General features: G+C 41.0%; 18 protein-coding genes. 11 read left to right on the top strand and 7 right to left on the bottom strand.

Features of this window, described 5'->3' with window-relative positions; translation table 11 throughout:
- Positions 1-135 precede the first annotated feature (135 nt).
- The 7 genes from V6R21_RS01210 (at position 136) to V6R21_RS01180 (ending at position 8129) form a co-directional block, all read left to right on the top strand.
- Positions 136-1083 carry an aldo/keto reductase gene (locus V6R21_RS01210; RefSeq protein WP_334239715.1) on the top strand — a complete coding sequence of 316 codons (948 nt, stop codon included), beginning with the start codon at positions 136-138 and terminating at the stop codon, positions 1081-1083.
- Positions 1084-1353: 270 nt separating this feature from the next.
- Entirely contained in the window at positions 1354-2229 is an 876-nt protein-coding gene (locus V6R21_RS01205; RefSeq protein WP_334239713.1) for a nuclear transport factor 2 family protein, read from the top strand.
- A 124-nt stretch (positions 2230-2353) separates the two neighbouring features.
- Positions 2354-3010 carry an oxygen-insensitive NAD(P)H nitroreductase gene (gene nfsB / locus V6R21_RS01200; RefSeq protein ID WP_334239712.1) on the top strand — a complete coding sequence of 219 codons (657 nt, stop codon included), beginning with the start codon at positions 2354-2356 and terminating at the stop codon, positions 3008-3010.
- A 263-nt stretch (positions 3011-3273) separates the two neighbouring features.
- A complete protein-coding gene (locus V6R21_RS01195) occupies positions 3274-4218 on the top strand; it encodes an NADP-dependent oxidoreductase (RefSeq protein ID WP_334239709.1) in 945 nt (314 codons plus the stop codon).
- A gap of 34 nt (positions 4219-4252) precedes the next feature.
- Complete coding sequence (locus V6R21_RS01190; protein ID WP_334239707.1) at positions 4253-4630, top strand: nuclear transport factor 2 family protein; 378 nt, start codon at positions 4253-4255, stop codon at positions 4628-4630.
- A gap of 314 nt (positions 4631-4944) precedes the next feature.
- Entirely contained in the window at positions 4945-5817 is an 873-nt protein-coding gene (locus V6R21_RS01185; protein WP_334239705.1) for a family 16 glycosylhydrolase, read from the top strand.
- A 74-nt stretch (positions 5818-5891) separates the two neighbouring features.
- A complete protein-coding gene (locus tag V6R21_RS01180; protein ID WP_334239703.1) occupies positions 5892-8129 on the top strand; it encodes a glycoside hydrolase family 3 N-terminal domain-containing protein in 2238 nt (745 codons plus the stop codon).
- A gap of 89 nt (positions 8130-8218) precedes the next feature.
- Here the strand turns inward: V6R21_RS01180 and V6R21_RS01175 are convergent, their stop codons facing one another.
- The 3 genes from V6R21_RS01175 to V6R21_RS01165 all read right to left on the bottom strand — a co-directional run bounded on the left by V6R21_RS01175 (position 8219) and on the right by V6R21_RS01165 (position 13486).
- Positions 8219-9637 carry a glycoside hydrolase family 30 protein gene (locus tag V6R21_RS01175; RefSeq protein WP_334239701.1) on the bottom strand — a complete coding sequence of 473 codons (1419 nt, stop codon included), beginning with the start codon at positions 9635-9637 and terminating at the stop codon, positions 8219-8221.
- Between the two features lie 20 nt (positions 9638-9657).
- The gene (locus V6R21_RS01170; protein WP_334239699.1) at positions 9658-12546 is read right to left on the bottom strand and encodes a glycoside hydrolase family 2 protein; all 2889 of its coding nucleotides are present in this window, start codon (positions 12544-12546) and stop codon (positions 9658-9660) included.
- A 61-nt stretch (positions 12547-12607) separates the two neighbouring features.
- Positions 12608-13486, bottom strand: a complete 879-nt coding sequence (locus tag V6R21_RS01165; protein ID WP_334239697.1) for a hypothetical protein — start codon at positions 13484-13486, stop codon at positions 12608-12610.
- A 382-nt stretch (positions 13487-13868) separates the two neighbouring features.
- Here V6R21_RS01165 and V6R21_RS01160 point away from each other — a divergent pair, with 382 nt between their 5' ends.
- The 4 genes from V6R21_RS01160 (at position 13869) to V6R21_RS01145 (ending at position 17594) form a co-directional block, all read left to right on the top strand.
- Positions 13869-15395, top strand: a complete 1527-nt coding sequence (locus V6R21_RS01160; protein WP_334239695.1) for a tetratricopeptide repeat protein — start codon at positions 13869-13871, stop codon at positions 15393-15395.
- A gap of 369 nt (positions 15396-15764) precedes the next feature.
- Positions 15765-16472 carry an acetolactate decarboxylase gene (locus V6R21_RS01155; protein WP_334239693.1) on the top strand — a complete coding sequence of 236 codons (708 nt, stop codon included), beginning with the start codon at positions 15765-15767 and terminating at the stop codon, positions 16470-16472.
- Positions 16473-16490: 18 nt separating this feature from the next.
- Positions 16491-16865 (top strand): putative quinol monooxygenase, encoded by a 375-nt coding sequence (locus tag V6R21_RS01150; protein ID WP_334239691.1) that lies wholly within the window; start codon positions 16491-16493, stop codon positions 16863-16865.
- 309 nt (positions 16866-17174) lie between these two features.
- A complete protein-coding gene (locus V6R21_RS01145; protein ID WP_334239690.1) occupies positions 17175-17594 on the top strand; it encodes an ester cyclase in 420 nt (139 codons plus the stop codon).
- Positions 17595-17743: 149 nt separating this feature from the next.
- On the opposite strand, the gene V6R21_RS01140 is transcribed toward V6R21_RS01145, so the two are convergent.
- From V6R21_RS01140 to V6R21_RS01125, 4 genes are all read right to left on the bottom strand, one after another.
- A complete protein-coding gene (locus V6R21_RS01140) occupies positions 17744-19942 on the bottom strand; it encodes a glycoside hydrolase family 3 C-terminal domain-containing protein (RefSeq protein WP_334240115.1) in 2199 nt (732 codons plus the stop codon).
- A 154-nt stretch (positions 19943-20096) separates the two neighbouring features.
- Entirely contained in the window at positions 20097-21248 is a 1152-nt protein-coding gene (locus V6R21_RS01135) for a glycoside hydrolase family 117 protein (protein WP_334240113.1), read from the bottom strand.
- A 10-nt stretch (positions 21249-21258) separates the two neighbouring features.
- On the bottom strand, positions 21259-22707 hold the full coding sequence (locus tag V6R21_RS01130) for a sulfatase family protein (protein ID WP_334240111.1): 1449 nt from the start codon (positions 22705-22707) through the stop codon (positions 21259-21261).
- Positions 22704-23810, bottom strand: coding sequence for a glycoside hydrolase family protein (locus tag V6R21_RS01125; protein WP_334240110.1), 1107 nt, complete (start codon positions 23808-23810; stop codon positions 22704-22706). The genes V6R21_RS01130 and V6R21_RS01125 overlap by 4 nt, the downstream gene beginning before the upstream one ends.
- Positions 23811-23816 lie beyond the last annotated feature (6 nt).

Below are 23816 nucleotides of genomic sequence, written 5' to 3'. Positions count from 1 at the left end.
TGGTTGATAAGCTACCTTTGAAACATCATTTAATATGATATATTTCGTACATTTTTACTGATAACAGTACTCGCAAAATATTGGATTTCAGAAGGCTACCAAGCCATCTAAAACAGCAATAAAAACCAGATAATTATGAACAACAGAATTAAAATAAGCAATACAGATTTAGAAGTAGGCCGCATCAACTTCGGAGGCAACGTTTTTGGTTGGACTCTGGACGAGCAAAAGTCATTTGAAATCTTGGATGCATTCACGGCTGAAGGTTTCAACTTTATTGATACTGCCGACACTTACCCATGGTGGGTAAATGGTAAAGGCGAACTTTCTGAAACCATTATCGGAAAGTGGATGAAGTCAAGAGGAAACCGTGATGATTTAGTCATTGCAACTAAAGTGGGATCTGAAACAAAAGAGCATGGCTATGATATCAGTAAAGCACATATTCTAAAATCTGTAGATGAGTCTCTGCAACGCCTGCAAACAGATCATATCGACCTGTATTATACCCACTTCGATGATAAAAGTACACCCATTGAGGAAACCCTTTCTGCCTATGATGAGGTCATAAAAGCAGGGAAAGTACGCTATATTGCGGCTTCTAACCTCTCCCCTAAAAGATTAGAGGAGTCATTTGAGATAGCAGAAAAGAAGGGGCTTCCGAAATATGTCGCCTTACAGCCACACTACAGCTTGGTTGAAAGAGAAGGATATGAAAATGACTACCTGCCATTGGTTGAAAAATATGGATTGACAGTGTTTCCATATTGGTCACTGGCTGCCGGATTCCTGACAGGCAAATACCGCTCTGAAACAGACCTAAGTAAAAGTGTTAGAGGTGAAGGCGCCAGAAAATACCTTAATGAAAAAGGGTTTACCATCTTAAAAGCACTTGATGACATTTCGGTCAAGCATAATACTAAACCGGCAACGGTAGCACTGGCTTGGTTATTAGCGCAGCCACACATTGGCGCTCCTATTGTAAGTGCTACAAGCCAATCACAGCTAGAAACACTTTTTGCTGCACCTAAAATAGCATTGGATCAAGGTGACCTAGACATGTTGGATAAAGCAAGTAAATAAATAAACATTGATTGAAAACAACCTAACAACAAAAAGCCCTCTTATATAATCAATTTATAAGCGGGCTTTTCCTATCCTTTTTACTTGCATATAAAGCCACTCATATACTTTCAAGTACCTGCCACACTTATATAGTTTTCAGATTCAAATGAAATAGAGTCTATAGAGTAAACATTCCCATTTTTACAGTCTTAAGTCAATTTTGTATAGCTAACCGAATTGGTATTCCGCCTACATTTGTATTATCAATTTATTAATAATCAACAAGGTATGAATCACAAATTATTTCTAGCATCAGCTATTGCTTCCTCATTGTTTTTGGGGAGTTGTAACTCATCTGACGATAATAACATTGACTCTGAAAACATGGAAAAGGACAATCCGAAAGTAATCGCACTGAAGGCACAAGATGCGTTCTTTAAAGATTATAGTACTGAAGGCGTTGAGACTTACTTTGCCGAAAATTACATTCAGCACAATCCTTATGTACCAACAGGACGACAGACTGTTATCGATTTTCTTCCTGCCTTACAGCAAGCAGGTACTACTGCCACAACACATCGTATCTTACAGGATGGCAATTTGGTGGTGATGCACAATACTTATAACAATGCAGAAGCATTTGGAGCAAAGGAAATTGTCACATTTGATGTATATCGTGTAGAAGAAGGCAAAGTAGCGGAGCATTGGGATAATATCTCTCCGATTGTAGAAGAGACTGCAAGCGGTCGTTCACAGTTTGACGGTCCAACCGAGATCACAGATAAAGAAAAAACAGCAGAGAACAAGGAACTGGTGAGCAACTTTGTGAACGATATCCTGATGGGACATGATCCCAATAAAATTACAGACTATATCAGCACAGAAAAATACTATCAACACAATGTCGCTATTGAAGATGGTCTGGATGGACTGGGAAAAGCCATCGATTATCTGGTATCTCAAAATGACATGTTTACCTACCGCACACTACACAAGGTATTAGGTGAAGGTAATTTCGTTTTTTCCATGAGTGAAGGAGATTGGCATGGAAAGCCTCATGCATTTTTTGACCTCTTCCGTATTGAAAATGGCAAGATTGTCGAGCATTGGGATGTGATTTCAGAAATTCCAGCTGAAATGGCACACGAAAACGGAAAATTTTAATTTTCAATCAGTTAAACTATCACGAATAGGGTTGTGTGTATAAGGTTTTAGGATCCATCATACAAGACTATTCGTGATTCACATTTGATATTTCAATCAGACTAAATCAATAATCGATCAGAACATGAATATTTTAGAAACATTGAACTGGCGTTATTCAACAAAAGAATTTGATCCGAATAAGAAAATTTCAGAAAAGGATTTTGAAGTAGTAAAAGCATTATTACGTCTGAGCCCTTCCAGCACCAATATTCAACCTTGGCATTTCGTGATTGCTGATACGCAAGAAGGTAAGGCACGTATCGCCAAGTCAGCACATGGTTTTTACCAGTTCAATGAACCAAAAATAATGGATGCTTCATATAGTGTTGTTTTCTGTGCGAGAACAAGTGCTGATGAAGAATATATGCACCGATTACTAGACAAAGAAGATAAGGATGGTCGTTTTGCAGATCCAAAATTCAAGGAGATGATGTATGGAGGCAGAAAGATATTTGCAGACATGCACCACTACGATTACAAGGATTTTCAGCATTGGATAGAAAAGCAGGTATACCTCAATATGGGTAATTTCCTGTTAGGCGTAGCGGCAATGGGTATCGATGCCCTACCTATGGAAGGGGTTGACCTGAAGGTATTGGACGAGGAATTCGGATTGAGAGAAAAAGGATTTACAGCACTAGCAGTTGTTTCAATTGGCTACCGTAAGGATTCTGATTTCAATGCCATTTTGCCAAAGTCCAGACTTCCTGAAGAAGAAATCTTTACAGTGCTTTCGTAACTGTAAATAACGATATATCAATCTCAAAGCAGAGATCGGAAGGTCAATCTATGGAAGATTTCTCATTCAGGATTACCTTTCGATTCTCTTATTTTCGACAAATCCATTATAATGGGCACGTCCATTGAATGACACCTTAAAAATAAGTGTTTTATCACTGATGTGCTTTCCCCGACACTTCCCATTTGTAAGCACACTACAAATTACAATCAACCAACTCTATACAGTATTCGATTCTTACAGTAACTCTTAAACCCAAAATAATGATGAAAGCATTCGTATTGGAAAAAGCAGGACCAGCAGAAAACCTGAAAATCAAAGAAATAGACAAACCACCCCTAAAAGAGGGTGAAATTTTGGTAGCTGTAAAAGCTATTAGCATCAATCCAGCTGACGTAAAAATCAGGGCAGCAGAGGAAGGTATCAAGTCCATGTATGCAGGTGCTGAAAACATTATCCTCGGGTGGGATATTGCTGGTACAGTCGAGGAAGTAGGTTCAGGTGTCACTCACTTTAAGAAAGGCGACAAAGTCTTCGGTATGGTGAACTTCCCCGGTCAGGGAAATGCCTATGCCGAATATGTGGCAGCTCCTGAAAATCAAATGGCAAAAATACCTGACAATGTCTCTTTTGAGGAGGCCGCAGCCACTACCCTTGCAGCTCTGACAGCTCTTCAAGTATTGGAAAACAGGGTAAAGAAAGGCGATCGTGTCCTGATTCAAGCGGGATCAGGGGGAGTAGGACATTTTGCCATTCAGATTGCCAAATACTATGGCGCCTACGTGATTACAACCGCATCAGGCAATAACAGGGAATTTGTGATGTCATTGGGGGCTGATGAACATATTGATTATCAGAAACAAAACTTTGTGGATATTTTGTCAGATATCGATTTTGTCTTGGATGGCATAGGCGGCAAAGTATTAGAAGATTCTATCAAGGTGCTAAAAGAAGGTGGAACCATTATTTCTCTACCTACATCAAAAAAAGTGTTGGAAGAGATGGAAGCAAAAACGGAGAAAAAGATTCATACCATTCCACTGTTGGTACATTCTGATAGAGCGGGGATGGTTACCTTAAGTCAATTTCTAGCGGACGGTACCTTAGAACCTACCATCTTTAAAACATTTCCTTTTGACGAGATGCAGGAAGCCCATAAGGAGGTGGAAGCCGGAAGAACAGTAGGCAAAATAATCGTCACCCTTTAAAATCAGCTGATTATCAACTAAAAGAATCTTCAATATGAATCTGGAAAAAAATAAAGAAAATGCGATTGCCTTTTACCGAATGGCTTACGAAGGTAACCCTCAAAAAGCTATTGAGCTTTATGTTGGCAAAGAATATATCCAGCATAATCCGGATGTACCAGATGGAACTCAGGGCTTTATTGATTATTTTGAAAAGATGCAGAGAGAATACCCTGAAAAGTCAATCCGATTTGTAAGAAGTGTAGCGGAAGGTGATCTCGTCGCCTTGCATACCCATCAGGTTTGGCCCGGTAATGACCAATATGTAACCATGGACTTTTTCCGCTTTGATGAAAAAGGCAAGATCTGCGAGCATTGGGATGCTATTCAGCAAGTTCCTGAAAAGCAGGCGCACCAGAACGGGATGTTTTAATTCATTTTTTAAAATGAAAAAGTACCCCATTGGAAGTAGATCGGCTTTCAATGGGGTTCTTTTTTACCGAATTTCACGAACTCAGACATATTAAAAATTCCCCTTAATATGGGGGACTTTTTTTCATTTACTTCATTGGGGCAATCATAACAATAGATTATTAATAAGTGAAACACTTTTGATTCGAACAGTATTATTCATGCCTTAAAGAATCACCCCTTTAGTTGCCCTATTTTTTCCGCAATGATTCTTGCCTACACTGATAAATTGGGTTTTGTAAAATATTGAATACTCATTTTTTTAATGGCAGCAATATGAATGTACAACAATTTCTAGCGGGAATCTTTTTGTTTGCAGCAGGCAATACTGTCGTATTAGCACAAGACTTAACCATCCCCCCAAAACACTATGTAGACACCGTCAATATTGAAATGAGAGTGGTAAGACAAAACGACCGTTATCCGCTTTCAGATCAAGGCAATAACGGTAAGTGGAAATTGCTGAAAAAACACTCCGATGAATTTGATGGAAAAAGTGTCAACGAAAGTCGATGGTATCCCAACAACCCGAAATGGAAAGGCAGACAACCTACTTTCTTCCATCCATCCAATGTCAGGTTGGAAAATGGTGAACTCATTTTCAGTGTTAACAAACACCAGAATGATTCACTCCCGGAAGGTTTTACTCATACTTCTGGATTTATCAAAAGTAAGAAGAAATTTCTCTACGGCTATTTTGAGGCAGAGATGAAACTGATGGATGCTCCTTGGGTATCGGGTTTCTGGATGACTAACGTAAGCAAGGACTGGTGGACTGAGATTGATATCTGCGAGAATGCCCCCGGTGTAAGTTATAACCGGAATGACCTGAATTCCAACATCCATGTTTTCAGGACACCTAAGGATAAAGGGGATATTCAGAAGCATTTTTCCAGAACCAAAAAGTACTATATCCCTTCAGAACTGCAACAAGATTACCATGTATGGGGACTTGAATGGACACCTGAATACATCCGCTTCTACATTGACGGCATCCTGTTCAGGGAAGCTAAGAATACCCACTGGCACCAGCCATTGGAAGTCAATTTCAATAACGAATCCAACAAATGGTTTGGTGCACTTCCGGACGATCAGCGACTTGATGGGCAATTTAATGTGAAGTACTTCAGAGCTTGGGAAGCCAACTAATATTGATGAATTGAGAAGGGCATATATCTCCTCTTTTTTTTATGCTAATGAACAACAGCCAAACATACAATAAAATGCATGCAAACATAAAGAACAGACTGCTCAGCACATTGTTATGCCTAAGCCTCTTTTCCTGTAAACCATCCGCTCACCAATTTGGCAACAGCCCGAATCAGGTACAGAATGCAGGAATTACTGCCCAAAGGGAAAAAACTATACAGCAAAAAGTGTCTGCCATAATGGACACCCTTTCGCTGGAACAGAAAGTATTGCAACTGATGGGAGAAGCTGACCAACCAAAACTTGCTAGAGGAGAAGCTATTTCGGGCTATAATATTGAAGGGGCGACTACCTTACCACAACAGATAGGTATTTCCTGCAGCTGGAACCCTGAGTTGCTGCGTATCAATACCGGATACACATCTAGACTGATGCGCTCATTGGGTACCACTCTAGCGCTGTCTCCAATGCTGGATGTAAGCAGAAATGCCCATTGGGGCAGAATGGAGGAAAGCTTTGGGGAGTCAGAATATCTAACGTCCCGCATGGGACTGGCTTTTGTAAAAGGAATGCAAACTGATGACCTGAGCAAAGGGGTAGCCACCACTACCAAGCACTTTGCCGGATACGGTGGCAAAAATGACAACCTTCGTGTATTTTATGAGGAAATACTAATGCCCCATGAGGTTGCCATCCGCCTGGGCAATTCCCAATCCCTGATGCCAGGATACCATTCCTATCAGGGAGTTCCGGCACATGCTTCAGCATTTCTGCTACAGGACGTACTCCGCAACCAATGGGGATATGATGGTGTGGTGGTTTCCGACTATTTTGCCATCAAGCAGATTCATAATTCCTACCACTACGCCAAGGATACCCTTGAAGCTGTCGCAATGGCACTGAAAAATGGGATACATCTTGAGTTACCCAACGGCGATTATTACAAACAACTTCCTGGAGCCCTTGAAAAAGGCATGATCTCAATGGAAGACATTGACAATGCTGTCCGACATATCCTCACTCTGAAAGGAAGACTAGGGCTTTTGGATATGCCTCCAGTCCCTCAAAAGAATGTGGAATTAGACCCTGTAGACTACCGTGAAAGAGCCTACATTTCTGCCGCTCAATCATTGGTATTACTGAAAAACAAGGGCATTCTTCCCTTGAGTGACGACATAAAAAAAATAGCTTTGGTGGGTCCTAATGCGGATGCCGTAGAATCCCTATTAGGAGATTATACCCATCAGACTTTATCTCTTTACTGGGGAAAACAACCACTCGACGGTTTAAATCCAAAACTAATCACACTACTTGAAGGCTTGCAATCCAAGGTAAACGATCAGGTAGAAATCCTGTATGAGCGGGGTTGTGACTGGACAGATTCCTACAACAGCTCCATCGCCAGCCTCAACAAAAATGTAGGTGATGAGCGAGAAAAAAATGTGGTGGAGATTACTTCCAAGGACTTCGGTATTCCTGATCCTGAAAAAGCACTTCAGTATGCACAGGAAAGTGATGTCATCATTGCCGCTATGGGAGAAAACCGCTACCTGTGTGGTGAAGGACGTAACCGTTCCAATATCAGGCTTGCTGGTCAGCAAGAAGCGTTTGTTAAAGAATTGATTGCAATAGGCAAACCCGTTGTACTAATCGTATTCGGAGGCAGACCCCATGTTCTGACTGATATTGAAAAGGGCTGTCAGGCAATTGTACAGGCATGGTATCCGGGTGAGGAAGGCGGTAATGCCGTAGCGGATATGCTGCTCGGCAATATCAATCCTTCAGGAAAAATGACGGTAACCGTTCCACGCAGTAATAAACAGTGCCCAATTTGGTACAGTAAAGGATATAATCCTGATGATATGCCACTTTATCCTTTCGGACATGGTTTGTCCTATACCACTTTTACATATAGCAACCTTAAGGTATCCAATGAAGCATCCACTACAGACCAATGGATACCACTTTCTTTTGAACTGGAAAACACAGGTGATCGTAAGGGAGCTGAGATTGCACAGCTGTATGTCTCTGCCAAAGGACTTTCCATGCCAAGGCCTCCAATTGTTCTGGAAGGTTTTTCTAGAGTAGAACTGGAAAAAGGGCAAAGAAAGACAGTCACTTTCTATGTGTCTCCTCAGCAACTTGCTTTTTATGATAAGGACATGAAACTGGTTATTGAGCCAGGTACCTATAAGTTTTCGATCGGTGCATCATCTACAAACATGAAACTGACTGCCTCAATTACGGTAAAGGGAGAAAAGCTGACACTTGATCAGCAGGATATTTTCTTTAGTGAGACAATGATTAAATAAGACTAATCAAACAACCCAAGGCTAATAAAAAAGAGTCATCCTGAATGCTATTCAGGATGACTCTTTTTTATGATGAATTTATAAGGGGATTAAATGTCTTTCTGCAAAATGGTTACAGCCGTTAATCTGTTAGCAGGTATATTGACCTTTAACACTTTATCATTCACTACCAACTCAAAAGTATCATTAGCTGTATTACCATTTACAATTAATACTTTAATGGTTCCGTCAGGAGATTTCACCGATATCATTGGGTATTTTCCTCGACAAACTGATGCAATGCGTTTGTCTCCTGGCTTGATAAACTTGCTGATGATATACATGGCATTGTAGTCAGGATTGTAGTAGACCTCTCCTGTTTCTCTATTAATATTGATCAGAGAGTTTTGTGTCCATCCCCAACCGCTTTTGGTCGTTTCATTCAGAATCATATTCCAATATGTAAAAGTGGTACTACCACTGTTAATATAATTGGCCACTTCTTCTAAACGATGTGCAGCTTGTTCAACAGAATTTTCGCCATTATAGCAATGCCCTTCCGTATGGAAAATTTTCAAATCAGGCTTGAAAGTTTGGGCATCTGAAATAAAGCGAGCATCTGTATATTGAATCCCTACTCCATCTATTTCACCCAGTTCTTTGATTGCCACAAAATCCATCAGATCCATTTGATTAACGACTCTGAAAGTACCTGCATAAACCTTCGCCTTTATTTTGTTTTTCTTAAAAGCAGGAATCAGGTAATCATTTGCAAAACTCACCATTTCCTTCGCAGGAAAAATACAACTCGGATACTTGGTATCTGCATCATTTTCATTCTGAATACAGATACGATCAATGTCCACTCCGTTTTCATGATAAGCCCGAACGTACTTCACAAAATAGTCAGCGTAGGCTTTATACACTTTAGGGTTGTTCTTCAGCTCATTTCCATCCACTTTTAACCCTTCCATTTCTCCACTTTCTTTCATCCAACCTGGAGGACTCCAAGGAGAAGCAAATAAGGTCATATTGGGGTTTACCGCCAACGCCCCTTTGATGTAGGGCAAGACATATTTTTGATCCCTTTCTATAGAAAAGTGTTTCATATTATAGTCATCCGGTACCATTGAATAACTATAGGCATCGAGCCCAAAATCGCTAGCGCCAATAGCTGTACGACAGAAAGTAAATCCAGCTCCTTCTTCCGAAAAAAGATTTTGCAATATTTGCTGTTGTACATCTTGAGGAAGCGAATGCAATGCTTCCCCGCCTATTTCATTGAAAGCTCCCCCAATTCCTTCTATCTCTTGAAATACTACTTCAGGTTGGATATAAATTCTATTCTTCCAGCCAGCATTTCCTTTAACATCTTTATTGTTGACTTCCTGTAAAGGAGATGCCTCTCCCCTTTCAAACTGTACAAACCAAGTTTTTACATCAAGGTTGCTTTGCGCAAAAATGCCATTACTTAAAAAAAGCAGACAAATCCCCAATATTGGGTTAAGTATGTATTGTATATTATTCATCTTTTACTGATCATTTAAAGTTATATCCCTCTCTTCTCTACTATGCTATTATGGACTCTTTTGAACTCCAATCCATTGAGCCATGTAGCCGCACTTTCCTTATCTGTTCTGAAATAAATCTCTACCGGATCGGTACCATTGCTTTCAATAATATTCGTCACTGAGATTGGTTTACGCTCCCCTATATCTTTCGCATTAAAAATACCTACAGGCTCATCGTCAGAGATATAAGAAAACACATCTCTTGCATCTCTTCTGGTCACTGCCATATTGTAAGGGAAAAGCTTATTCCTATTTTCAAAAGAATGATGGTAGGTTTTCAATTCGTATTTGCCTTTTGATAATCCAGTAATAGTCAATTTCAAATCACCCGCATCTGTGTACACCCCATCACACCCCATAAATGCCAAATCACCGAGTATGGTGTAAGTTCCTTTCCGCCATTTCAATCCTTCATCCGCTGTAACAGAGAAAGTGCTCTCCCCAAGTTGAAATGTAAAAGCATCACTGTCTCCACCATTGGCAACTTCCCAACCAAACTGTGACAATTGTCCTTCTGTCTGAATGTCAATTTTGTAGATAGGATTATCATAAATAGGTTGGGCATTTTTAGCTAATTCATCCGCTATAAAAGGGACAGTTGTTAGTTCTATTGTAGCCGATTTCAGCTTTCCGGAAGTAGCTTTAATTTCAACTTCACCTGCCTTAGCCGTTCCACTCAAGTATACAGTTGCCACTCCATGGTAGACTTGCATATTTTCCACAAATGCTTCCTTTTCATACACAACGGTACCTGCCCCTTTTGTTTCAAAATGTACTTTGTTATCTGCATTAATGACTACTTCCCCATTTTTATCTACTACATACGCCCTAATCATCTTTAAGTCTGATCCTCCTGCAGTCAATTGAAGACTTGGATTATCAACCGCTAATTTCAATGCGTATGGTTCCCCTGCTTTGGTACGGGTGTGCGTAGCCAAAGGAATATTTTCATACTCATATAGTGCTTTGGCTGTCAGTTTTTCATTCGTCCACTGATATCGGAATGTAAAAGACGGAAACTTGTTCATAATACGCAGTGGATCGTTATCGGCACTTTGGATGGCTACCAATTTATCGTTTGCATACAAAGCTACTTTTGGCGCATTGCTGTACACATGTATTTTTTCATTTTTATAAACAGATTCATCTGCAATGTGTACGAAAGGAACTTTTGAATTTTCAGATTGATACCAATAGTAGGCAGGACGAGGCACACGGTAAATGGTTTGCATTCCGTATTCTGTATACATATCATGCTCCTTTGGATTCGGGCGAAGACGATTATAATCAGCGCCAACCCAAAGCAGCGCACCAATATTATTTTTACGCTTTTTATAACGAGAAATATGGAACTGCTGTGCTAGTCCATCATTGGACTCTCCATGCTCCATCACCAGACAGAAGTCTCCCTCTGGCCAATCCGTTCTGCGGTAATCCATCGTCGCATAGATATCAGCTCCTCCTGCATTTTTCACTCCACACCACGGACTAGATGCACTTGCCGTTAGTCGGAAAGGGTCTTCTTCTTTAGCCGCACTGTTGAGCTGCGGTACAGGACCTCTGTGATTGATACCTGCTCCCCAAATGATGATCGATGGATGATTGCGGTGATTACGAACCATCATACGCATGGACTGCTCCAACTTGTCCATCCATTCTCCTTGATCCCATAGAATCCAAGTGGATGGCTCTTCGTAAAGCACAATTCCCAACTTGTCACAAGCCTCGATAAAGGCATTGTCTTGTGGATAATGTGAAAGACGAATCGCATTTACCCCCGCTTTCTTATACGCCAAAGCCGCTTCAAAATGCATACTGTTGGGTACTGCATCACCGATATGTGGATAGTTTTGATGACGGTTGATACCAATCATAAAAAAGGGCTCTCCATTCAGCAGCAACCCTTGTCCATCGACCAGCTCGATCGAACGGAAACCAAAGGTATTTTCTATAAAATCTACAGGCTTATCATTTAGGTAAACGACAGAAACGGCACGGTACAGATACGGGTGATCAGGTGACCAAAGATGGTAGTTATCCACAATATCCGTCGTCTGTCGGAAGACTTTGTGCTGTCCTTGTCCAACGTTAGACCTAGCAGTCATTTTTTTCACAACGGCTCCATCCGCATCCACGATCATTGTCTCGATTCGACAATCTGATGCTTCCGAATATTCGTTGACAACGGTTGTTCTTACCGATACTGTTCCATTCCGTTTTTTTACGGTTGGAGTCGTAATGTGAACTCCCGCAAACGCATCTTCCCAATTGAAGTTGACGTGAAGTCTATTGGTTTTGACCAGATAAACATCTCGATAGATACCTGCCCATTTCACATAATCCGTCTCATCCGGGTCAGGGGCAATCATAGGGTCATAACTGTTATCCGCATTGACCACAATGGTGTTTACCTCCCCTGACTTTACAAAATCCGTAATATCAAAATGATGCGAGACATACCCGTTCACGGCAAAACGACCGACAAAATTTCCATTTACGTATAACTCTGTCGCATTGTGGACTCCTTCAAATTCGATAAAAGCTTTCTCGTTTTCTGTCAAATCAATTCGCATTTTTTTACGGTACCAGTTCTGATCTCTCAGAAAAGTCTCTTGTCTCCAATGCTCCGTGACACTGTCCAGGTCTAAAGCTAGCGGATCAGGATTATGTGGTAAATTGACCTTCTCCCAAGCCCTATCATCAAAGTTTTCTTCGGAAGGCTTTTCACCTTTGAGCATTTTGGAAAACTTCCAGTCAAGGTTGATGTTTTCTTTTACCCTATTGGTTTTCGGATAGCCTGCAGGTAGCTGTGCTTGTAGGTGATAGGCAAGCAGCACAGTAAATATCAGACTGAATATCTTTTTCATTTGTCAATCGTTTGTTTAAAAAAATCGTAGGATAAGCGTGCTACTGAAGGCTTACTTTATGTTAGTTCTGAAGTGAAATACCATCCCCTATCAGCACCTTTAATTTTGACAGATTACCATATTCATCCCCTTTCAGCAGGTAATAAACCATTCCTGCATCTGAAATGTCAGCTCCTTTCCCTTGTGGATGAAATTGTAACCTACCGTAAAGCCATTGAATATTTAGGTCTGCATGGTCACGCATCCAATGAAAAGGCGAAAAGTCTGTGCCTGAACACCAAAGTTTATGAATATTACCGCAGGCATTCTGGTCAACTATTTTTTTGTATTTGATACGGCTGCCACTCAATTCAATCGCCTGAGTCATCGTATGATGTGCCGTACGACGCAAATGATTGTCGTTATAGCCACTGTGGGATATCACTCGTACATTGGCTAACGATGCTATATCACCTCCATCCACTACCTGCTTTACCGCCTGATAGAAAAACTCGGAAGGTCCCATATGTATAAAGTATAAAGGGTCAGCTTCTGTGGACTTTTTGAGCTCATCAGCCAAGTGAGTAATGGCTGTAGACGGGTCTTCCGGTACATCAAAAAAACGGGAAGCATCAAATCCCCACCGCTGGATGGCTCCATTTACCCCCTCTGCCATGTAATTGGTCTCTGTGGTGTGGGCTGGCGCTTCCATAAAATTGTTAAAAGAAAAATGTACCAACTGATTTTTCAATCCTGACTTTGCAATCATCGCTAGCGCTGCAGGTGTACCTCCCCAGTCGTCGGGGTCAGCTCTGGGCCATTGTGCTTCTGCATGATTATCGGGTTGGTTGTTGCCATCTGCACTGATGGCAATACGGTTCTTGTCATATCCCGGTGACTGGGAAAAAGCATGCGTCACAATACAAGACAGTATCGAGACGAGTAAAGCTACTCTTTTCATTTTCTAGCCCTGTTTCTTTTATTTAAATGGTGTGTTTATGGTCGATTTCTGCTTTTACAAACTCTTAGCGTCTTTGAATTTGAGCATACTACAAACCTATTCAAAATGCCTTTCAACAGGTGTTTCAGCCACTTTACAATAACTTTACTGCCTTCAAATCGGACTTATACAATAACTTTACTCTTGCTTGAATTTATTATTATTGTCATTTATGAAATAGTGAATGAGAACTGGAGCAATGAGCAAAAAAACGAAAGGGATACGTATTTTTTTATGGCTGGCAATAATGACCGCTATCCATTCTTTGTCTTTAGGAAAGAGTCATCCAACTTTACAAGACACTTTAGTTAAGCATGTTCAAACTCTACAGCAAGCAAACAATATGATTGTCACTGATCGGGACAGTGCATTCATTTTATACAATCAGGTATTTCCAATTTTTAAGGAAATTGACGACACTACCCATATCATAAAATGCCATATCGGGCTTTCCGATATTTATAAAAACAAAGGACAATACAGCATTGCCTATAATCATTTGTGGGACGCTTTACTTATGGCTGAAGAGGTAAAAGACACGCTCTCTTTGGTAGATGTGCATAAAGACTTGGGAGGTCTCTACACCATTTATGAAAAATATGATGATGCATTGGCACATTTAAAGACCTCATTAGGATTTACAAAATCTTTCATAACGGCTCACAATACAGGTCATGCTAACCTGACTAAAGTATACTACGCCATTGCCATCAATCACCTAAAAAGAAAACAATATCAAACAGCTCTTGATTATTTGGACTCCTGCTCCATCACTAAACAAAAGTTTAATTTAAGTCCTTCCAACACGGCATATGTAGATGCACAGAGAGGGTATATTTACTTAAAGACCAACCTGCTTACTGAATCCCTAAAGTACCTTGACAGCGCTCATCAGTATTTTGAAAAAAATAACCTCCCCTACTACGTTATGACCAGCTTGTTTTTAGGTGATTTATATGCTAAACAAGCTAACTGGAGAAAAGCCTCACAATTCTATTTCAACAGTCTGCAAACCATAGAAAGCACAAAGATTCATAGTGACGTAAAGGTAGAAATTTTGAAAAAGCTGGCTCATGCCTATAAGAAACTAGGCCATGTCAATGAAGCATTCACTTATTTGGATAAGTCAATGGCCATCACCGATAGTCTTTTCAATGCCAAATCAGCCATTAACAATGCGCTATTTCAGATTAAGAACAAATATGAAGAAACCATCAAAGAGAAGGATAAGTTTATTCGCAATCAAAACCTGACCATTGAACGGAATGACATTATCCAGTCAAGATTTAAAGTTTCCATTGCCTTTTTATTGGTGGGTATTTTCGTCATTGCAGTTATGGTGAAGATGAGATACAAGCTTCGGAAAGCGAGTATGGAAAAAAGCCAAATAAAAATGCAAGCCCACTATGATAGAGAAAAAGCGGATGAAATTATTAATATCAAAAGTCGGGAGCTGACAGCTAACACCCTCCAGATGATTGAAAAAGATCAAACCATAGATGAGCTGATGCAAAAGCTAAAAGAAGGTTCGCCTGCAAGCTACAAGCTTATGAAGGTCAAAGTTTCGAAAGGAAATAAGGATATGTGGGAGCAGTTTAACAAACGATTTACGGAGGTGAATGCTGATTTTTATGACAAGTTAAGAGAGAAACACCCTGACTTGACGCCTACCGAACAGAAGCATTGTGCGCTTATCAAGCTCAATTTTGACAGTAAGGAAATGGCCTCTCTTTTACATATTTCACTAAACAGTGTGCATATTTCCCGCCATCGCATCAGAAAAAAAATGGGACTGGAACGTGATGTGAATTTGAGCAATTACATTGCGGATGTCATGACAACAAAACATGCTGATCATTTTCAGTCATGATAGCCTTTATTGAGCCTCAAAACTTTCTAAACAACAAATTTCTCCGTGACAGGGACTAATCAGCATAGAAAACCTAATTGCACGAATGATTTAATGTATTCCCTTGTTATGTGAGAAGACCACCTCGCCTGCCACATTCGTTACCTACACTTTAGTATCTCAACACATAATTGTTGATACTTTAGCCAAGCTACGATCTGCCTTACACTGTTTTTCAGTCATATTTCGCTGCTCTAATGCAACGCATGATAATTCATTTTATGGTTATGGTAATTTATGTGAGGGGTGTCGTACCGGGATATTACTCAAACTATTCCCGATAGAAGCATATGACAAAACAGTAATGTAAAATTTAAACCCAAATAAGAAATGAAACAGACAAAGAGTGCTGCCGCTATTTATCAATATGGTTCAACTTTAACGCTGTTTGGGATGGTTATCAATGGAGATTTAACGTCTAACAAGATGTTAGAGCATGGCAACTACGGTCTAGGTCTTGAAAACAACATTAAGAGTGAATTTATAGTGGTAAACAACGAAATATACACTATCGATGCTGTTGGTAAGGTCGACAAGGCAACTCCTAACAGTAAGGCTTCTTATATGACTATGTGGGATTTTAAGCCGGAGAAAACCGTCACCTTAAAAAATATAAAATCATACAAGGAATTGGATACAGCACTCAAGGCAGAAATGGAATCTGAAAACAGTTTCTATACCTACAAGATGAAAGGACAGTTTTCTTTTTTGGAAATGGGTTCGGCTATAGAATATAAAAACAACGAAACACTTATCGAAAATAGGGAGCGTCGTGTATTATATACCAACCACGATGTCAGTGGGATAATGGTGGGGCATTTTACGCCCAATCATGCAGCAGCCACCTGTTTTCCTGGCATGCACTTTCATTTTATTTCGGACGATTTAAAATTGGGAGGGCATCTAGAAGATATTGCTTTTGACCAGATAGATGTAGAGATCCAAAAAGTAGATACGCTTGTATTTACCCTACCTGAAGTAGAAGCCATCAAAGTTGCTGATATGAATTCAGCTTTCTTACCGCCTGCAGTACCGTAGAAACCAAAAAATAAAATTATGTCAGATAAAAAACTCACTTTCGAAGAGACCCTTACCTGGATGAAAACTACAGATTATTCGGGAGCAATAGGCGTTACTGCCCGTTTTAGGGTTGCAGATGAATATGTAGACGAATTTGTAGCACTTCTAAAAGATTATTCTCCTTATGTGTTAGAGGAAGAAGGTTGCTTAGATTATAGTTTTCACAGAGATTGGCAAAACCCAAACGATTTTTGGCTTACCGAAAAATGGGCATCGCCGACTATTTTGCTACAGCACTTAGGACCAAATGCCCGTAAAGGTACAAAGTATGAAGGCAGTATACCTTTAGACAAATTTGCAGCGATGAATATTTTCCCAGATCCAGCTGCTATTTATAAGGTTGGTTTATAAAGGTAGATTATAGCATTACTCGTTGCTTGATTTGATAATAAAATAGTCTATACACCTGCTCAAAAGAGTCTAAGAAGAATGAAGAGCAGAAAAATAGTTTTGCACGTCAAGTTTCGAAATCCTTTACATGTACAGCTATAAGTGATAAGGGCTATTACTGAGTATTCTCTATCTAAAAAAACCTGCATTCTGGGCTTTGACTCCGTTATAGCTACCAATTTCAGGTTGCTAAGCGGAGCCAAGGACCTTTTTATTGAATTCAGTTATAAGACCTTCAAAAGTGATTACCTTATACAAAAACAGGAAAATATGGACAAGGAGAAACTGCAAGCGACTGCAATGGAATATATGAAGATATGGAATGCAGGAAATGCTGATTTACTTTATAAATATGCTGATTCAGACATCATTGCAGACTATACACATTTTGAGAAGTCATACAGGGGAATTGCAGATTACAAATCTGTGCTTGAAATGACTTATAACTTTTTTCCTGACTTGAAAATTACGATCGAGAATTTGCTTCCTGACGAAGCTGAACAAAAGATAACGGTAGAATGGAAATATGATGGAACTCACAAAAATGGAAACCTGTTTGGGGTTGAGTCTTCAGGTAAAAAAATATCAGTATCCGGAATCACGATTTTAGAAATTAAAAACGGATTGGTAATAAAGGAAAAGGGGATTGTAGATAATTTGAGCCTGTTAATGCAACTCGGAGCTATATAAGGTATATCCGATCTTTTTTAGGTTCATGGTAAAATTAAATCTTTTGTCAGCATAAGTCGTGTCTAACTCACTTTCAACTTATTACACTTTATTGAAATGAGCTAGACAACGAATATATCATATACAAAATTCTTGTACTCAAGTCATCATTATCTCAACTGTATTGTAGCCTCCTGAGGAGTAGCAGCCCCAAGCTTCAGGCTCAATTCACCTGGAGAAGCGTTGCCTACCACAACTTTATAAGCGCCTTTCCTCCAAACTTTTTCGCCTTCCTGATTGACCACTTTAAAGTTTTCAGCATCTAAGGCAAACGTCAGCGCCTGCTTTTCGCCTTTTTTCAAAGCCACCCGCTGAAATGATTTCAGGCTTTTCAATGGAATGCCATCCGTTGCTTCCACTGGACAAACATACAACTGCACTACTTCCTCAATATCAAAATCACCTGTATTGGCCACCTCAATCTTGACTTCAAGCGAATCATTTTTCTTTAATTTGGTTGAGTTCAAAGCCAAGTTACTGAATTGCGTTTCAGAGTAGGTCAACCCAAATCCAAACGGAAACATCGGCTCTTTGGTCATGTACTTGTAGGTACGCCCTTGCATCGAGTAGTCCTCATAAGGAGGCAGTTGGTCAATGTTTTTCGGGAATGTCATCGGCAGGTGACCGGATGGAGAAATATTCCCGAACAGGACATCTGCCACAGCATTTCCACCTTGCTCACCTGGGTACCAAATCTGTAAAATCGCATCACAATGTTCCTCAATTCCTTCCAAAGAAACAGGGCTACCGCTGGCAATCACCAAAACCAAAGGGCCTTTCTTGTATTCTGCCAACTGCTTGACATAGTTGATCTGGTTTTCAGGCAATTTCATATCTATCCGGTCCCCTTTGTGGTTGGAGGCAATCGCATCCACGCCCTCTCCTTCTCTGTCGGCAGTCAAGCCAACCACACAAATCGTTACGTCCGACTCTTTGGCTACATTCGGCGCCCAGTTTTTGGGATTGATATTTTCGTGGAATGGCAAAGCGCCGCTTCGGTAATTGAGCGAAGTCCCTAAGGAAACCGCATCAGTTACACCTTCCAAAATCGTGACCAGACCAGAACTCACCCCGTAGTAGCTGCCCATCAGCATATCGGTGGAGTTGGCGAAAGGCCCCGTCAAATACGGTACTTTGATATCTTTGGAAAGCGGCAATACGTTGTCTTTGTTTTTCAACAATACAATAGACTTTTGGGCGGCTTCCCGAGCCAAAGCGATATGCTCCTGCGAATGAATCACTTCAGGACCGATTTGCGCATAAGGATTGTCTGTGTTTTCTCCGTCAAACATCCCCAGCCTGAATCGAGTTTTGAAAAGCTGCTTGGTGGTTGCGTGAATCAGTTCTTCAGATACGAGCCCTTCTACCACGGCTTTTTTCAACTCCGAAAAAGTCCCGCCACAGTTGAGGTTGGTTCCTCCCTTGATGGCTACAGCAGCGGCCTGAACAGGTGTTTCTACATACTTATGTGTATTGTAAATACATTTCACGGCGCCACAATCGGTTACCGTATACCCATCAAACTTCCATTGGTCACGCAGGATATCTTTCAAAAAATAATCATTGGCAGCCATCGGTTTTCCAAAAACAGCATTGTGAGCAGGCATCACGCCTTCTACATTCGCCTCTTTTACCAACGCTTCAAATGCTGGCAAATAGGTTTCAAATAGGTCTTGCTTTGACGGATGCACATCAAATTCCAACCTCAAACTCTCGGGCCCTGAATGTACTGCGTAGTGTTTGGCACAGGCAGCCGATTTCAAATATTTTGGGTCATCTCCTTGCAAACCTTTTACAAATGCTACACCCATTTTTGACATCAGGAAAGGATCTTCTCCAAAAGTCTCCTGCCCTCTTCCCCATCTTGGGTCCCTGAAGATATTGACATTCGGTGTCCAGAAAGTTAAGCCGGCGTATTTGCTGTGGTTACCCATTTTTTGGGAAATGCTAAACTTGGCTCTCGCTTCTGTGGAAATGGCTGAAGCTACCCTTTCCGCCAACTCGGGATCAAACGTGGCCCCAATACCGATGCCTTGGGGAAAAATAGTCGCTTTTCCGTTTCGGGCAACGCCATGCAATGCCTCATTCCACCAATCGTAATCCGGTACATTTAGACGAGGAATCGCAGGCGAATGATTCTTAAGTTGACTGATTTTCTCTTCTAATGTCATCTGAGCAACCAGTGCTTCTACACGCTCCTCGAGCAATAAGTTTTTATCCAGAAAAGAAAAATCTTCATCCTGGGCATAGGTATTTATGGTACAAAACAGGATCAGCAGTACGCCAACCACTTTATTCAATGATTTCATTATTAAATGTCTTTTGTTCAGAAAATGAAGCCTGCCTAATTCACTTGCTTCTCCCTTTCAGCTCTCTGTCTTTTATTCAACCCTTGAGAGAAGTACACCTCAGGATCTAAATACACTTGCGTATTTTTCATGCCTTTGTCATCCATATCCTGACTCAAGTCACAATCAAAACGTGCCAAAATGCTGTAGCTTTTCGACTTGTCTTTTCCGTAGTTGGTAAAGTGGCAAAGCCCCAGGAAATTCCTCTTCCGTCTTTGGTATCGGTGAATGCATCGGGCACATACGGACCAGCTGCCGTAGGCATCAAAGAAGTCACCGAAGCGATATTGAAATTGACCCCATCAGGAGCATATTGAATAGTGTTTGCCTCATTTCCATTACGGATGGTTAACGCAGCAATTCCTTCCTTGAAAGGGAAAAGACAGGTTTCGTGTCCTGAGTTGAAAAGCGGATTCAATGGATGTTTCTCATAAGGACCTAACGGATTATCTGCTATTGCTAAGCCATTCCCCACCAAGTACTCAGGTCTATCTCCATAAGCTGCCTTAAAGTACACATGGATTTTTCCATCCCGAACCAACGGGTATGGATCATGAATGGAAAACTGATCCCACGTACCTGACTTTCCATTTGGGATGATTTCCTTGTTGGCGTGTGTCCACGGTCCGTCCGGCGAGTCAGCATAAGAAGCGGCAACAGGACAGTTATCTCCACCTTTTTTACCTCCCTTACTACCGCTTGCATCATAAAATCCTTGGTAGAACAGATAGTACTTCCCTTTCCATTTCAAAATATCCGGTGTAGACACCGAGCGGTAACCGGCATTTGGCTTCTCGGGGCGCGTCACGGCCACACCTTGCTCTTCCCAAGTAAAGCCATCTTCGCTTGTCGCATACCAGATCTCACTCAGGTCCCAATCTGTCGAAGGGATGGTGTCATTGGCTAATTTACCTCCTCTTGGGGGTGTAGAAGTGGCTCTTCGGGTATACCACACATAGTATTTTCCATTTTCCTTGATGATTTTGGAAGGATCCCGACGGGAGATAGTACCATCTCCATCGTTGTAGTCCAACCCTTTTATTTTGGTGTATTTGAAACTTGAAAACAGTTCATTGTCCTCCGGTCTTGGAGTCAGGTAGTTGTCGTAAAGCCTTTCCATCGCTGCACTCAACGGTCGGTCGGGTTTCGTTTGTGGAATGTCCCACGGGTAGCCTACTTCAGCCTCTTGCGTACTACCCACTTTTACTTGTGGAGTTGAACAAGCACTGATCGTCCATAATGCGATTAAATAGATATATTTCTTCATAGTCAAAAAATCAATTTGATTCCAACAAAGTGTTTTCCCAATACTCTAAGATTTGTTTGTCTGTAGCATTTTCTGAAAGCTGTCTTTTTTGCATTGCTTTTTTATAGTATTCCTGCGATCCTTCGATAGCCTTTTGAATGGCTTCAGATGACTCTTCCTGCATGTTTTTCTCCACTTCAGCAAGGGTACTCACAAGCTTCTTCTTTAGTCTATTTTTGACATGATTGTATTTCTTATCCTCAGTAAGATTTACCAATTCATTGGGATCATTTTGTAAGTCAAAAAGCTCAAATGCTGGGCGTACTTCTCTCATCATTTGGTCAAAAGGTGCTTTCAATACACCTTCTTCATACATGACGTTATACACTGTGAAAGCAGGATACTGTAGTTTTTTATAAGAACTCAACTGCATATAAGGTCTGTCCGGCATACGGTTCCAAATCAGCTTATATCGTCCATCTGTAATGGAGCGAATGTCATCTACCGCATCTCCACATCGCTGCTTAAAACCATACATATACATTCGTGTTTCTCCTAAAAGCACTTCTTTTCCGTGCATATACGCAGGTACTTCAATCCCTGCTAAAGCCAAAGTACTTGCCGTCACATCTACAAGGCTGATCAAGTCTTTACGCTTTGTTTTCGGTTCAAATTTTTTAGGATAACGAACAATCAGAGGAATTGCCAAACCTCCTTCATAAAGCCATTGCTTATCTCTTAAATGTGGACGACCGTGATCGCCAAACAGGATAATGATTGTATTTTCGAGTAGGTTTTCCTTTTCCAGTCTCTCGATGATTTCCCCCACTCTCTTATCTGCGATCTGCACACTTTCAAGATACATCGACCAATCCTTTCGTATAATAGGATGATCAGGATAACAGTCGGGCAACTGTACATGATCAGGATTTATGGGACGTTCATGATCCTTTTTAAATACACGATGAGGCTCGTGTATTTGTACTTGAGCGAAAAAAGGTTGCCCTTCAGCCCTTTGTTTCCAATCTGTTCCATCAAAAAAGTTATCGCCCAAGAAGTTGTAATCTTGCTTTCCCTCTTTGTTCATATTGTGCGCCCAATCATTGGTACAGAAATATCCCTGCTGTTGAAATATTTCCATGATGGGTACAATCCCCTCTGGCAAAGGTTGCTTTTCAATCGTCCTGTGGTTTAGACTGTTGATCGCAGTGGGGTACATCCCCGTAATTTGGGAAGATCGACTGGACGAACATACAGGGGCATTGGCATATGCATTTAAAAACATTACTCCTTCCGATGCCAATTGATCCATATGAGGCGTATGCACATCCGTATTTCCATAACAGCTTATCTCCCTTCCCAAGTCATCACAGTTAATCCAAAGAATATTGGGACGTTCCTGAGCATTACTCAGGAACGGTAATTTGAGAAGGAAAAGAATTAAAGTCCCACTTATAGTAATCCTCAACTTCTGTTTCATATAGAATTGTATTCTTTCTCAATCGTCAATGGGATCTGTACGTTGAAAGCATGACGTACATTGTTTTCATCAATGGAATCAGCTGCACAAAGCAGAGCCACTGGCTTTCCATCCTCGATATAAACTTGTGGGCGTTCCAAATGATCGAGCTGTTGGGTTCTTCCATTTTCCCAAGTCAAAGACCTATCTGAAATCATAAAATTTTTCGCTTTCACCCAATCGATCCCATCCTGTGACTCGTAATGCACTAAAGAAAAGTCTCTCTTTTTCCCCTCATGTTTGATGTATTTGACGATCGCACGGTACTTCCCTTCCTGATACCAGATATAAGGGTCTTCGGCAGGAAAGCGGACACCTTCTTCCAAAAAGACTGGATTCGGATACTTCTTGAATGGGCCCGTTGGCGAGTCAGCAATGGCTACCATATGTACCACAGGACCACCGCCTGGTAACTTGTATTTTTTGCCTACAGCCTTGTACACCATCAGAATCTTCCCATCCTTCATCTGACAAACCGATGGGTTGGAAGTCATCAGGGCATCCGGGGCAGCGTCTTCCGAAGAAATATCCAAAACAGGGGTGTCGAACCTTTTCCATGGTCCATTCGGATTATCTGCCACCGCCACGCCAATCCGCTGATTGTTGCGGTGCAGCCAATTCAGTTTAGGTTTTCCGGGGATACTTACAATTTTTTTATCGCCCGTATTCCCCATATAGTACAGATAGTATTTTCCGTCAAATTTGTGGATAGTGGGATTGTGTGTACATAAGCCGTCCCAATATTCACCACCTCGATCTCCCAAGGCCACATCTTTAAATTCAAATGGTCCAAACGGAGACGCTGAAACAGCATGGGCTATTTCCGAATAAGTCAACCACTCCCAACCAATCTGCTTAGGCCAACGAGAATAAAACATATGGTACAACCCATCCTCTCCTTTGACGACTGAACCTCCCCAATGGGAAAGACTATCGGCTCCGGAAAACACGGATTGGGTGGATACTTTCCCCAAGGAAATCTTGTAATCCGGTGTCTCTTCTGTCTTTTTTGTACAGCTTATAGCAAGGCAAGCAAGAGCGGCGATGATGATTAGTTTCTTCATTATTAT

The sequence above is a fragment of the Limibacter armeniacum genome, from assembly GCF_036880985.1.
Classification (GTDB): Bacteria; Bacteroidota; Bacteroidia; order Cytophagales; family Flammeovirgaceae; genus Limibacter; species Limibacter armeniacum.
This window is presented reverse-complemented; position numbering and strand designations above follow the sequence as displayed.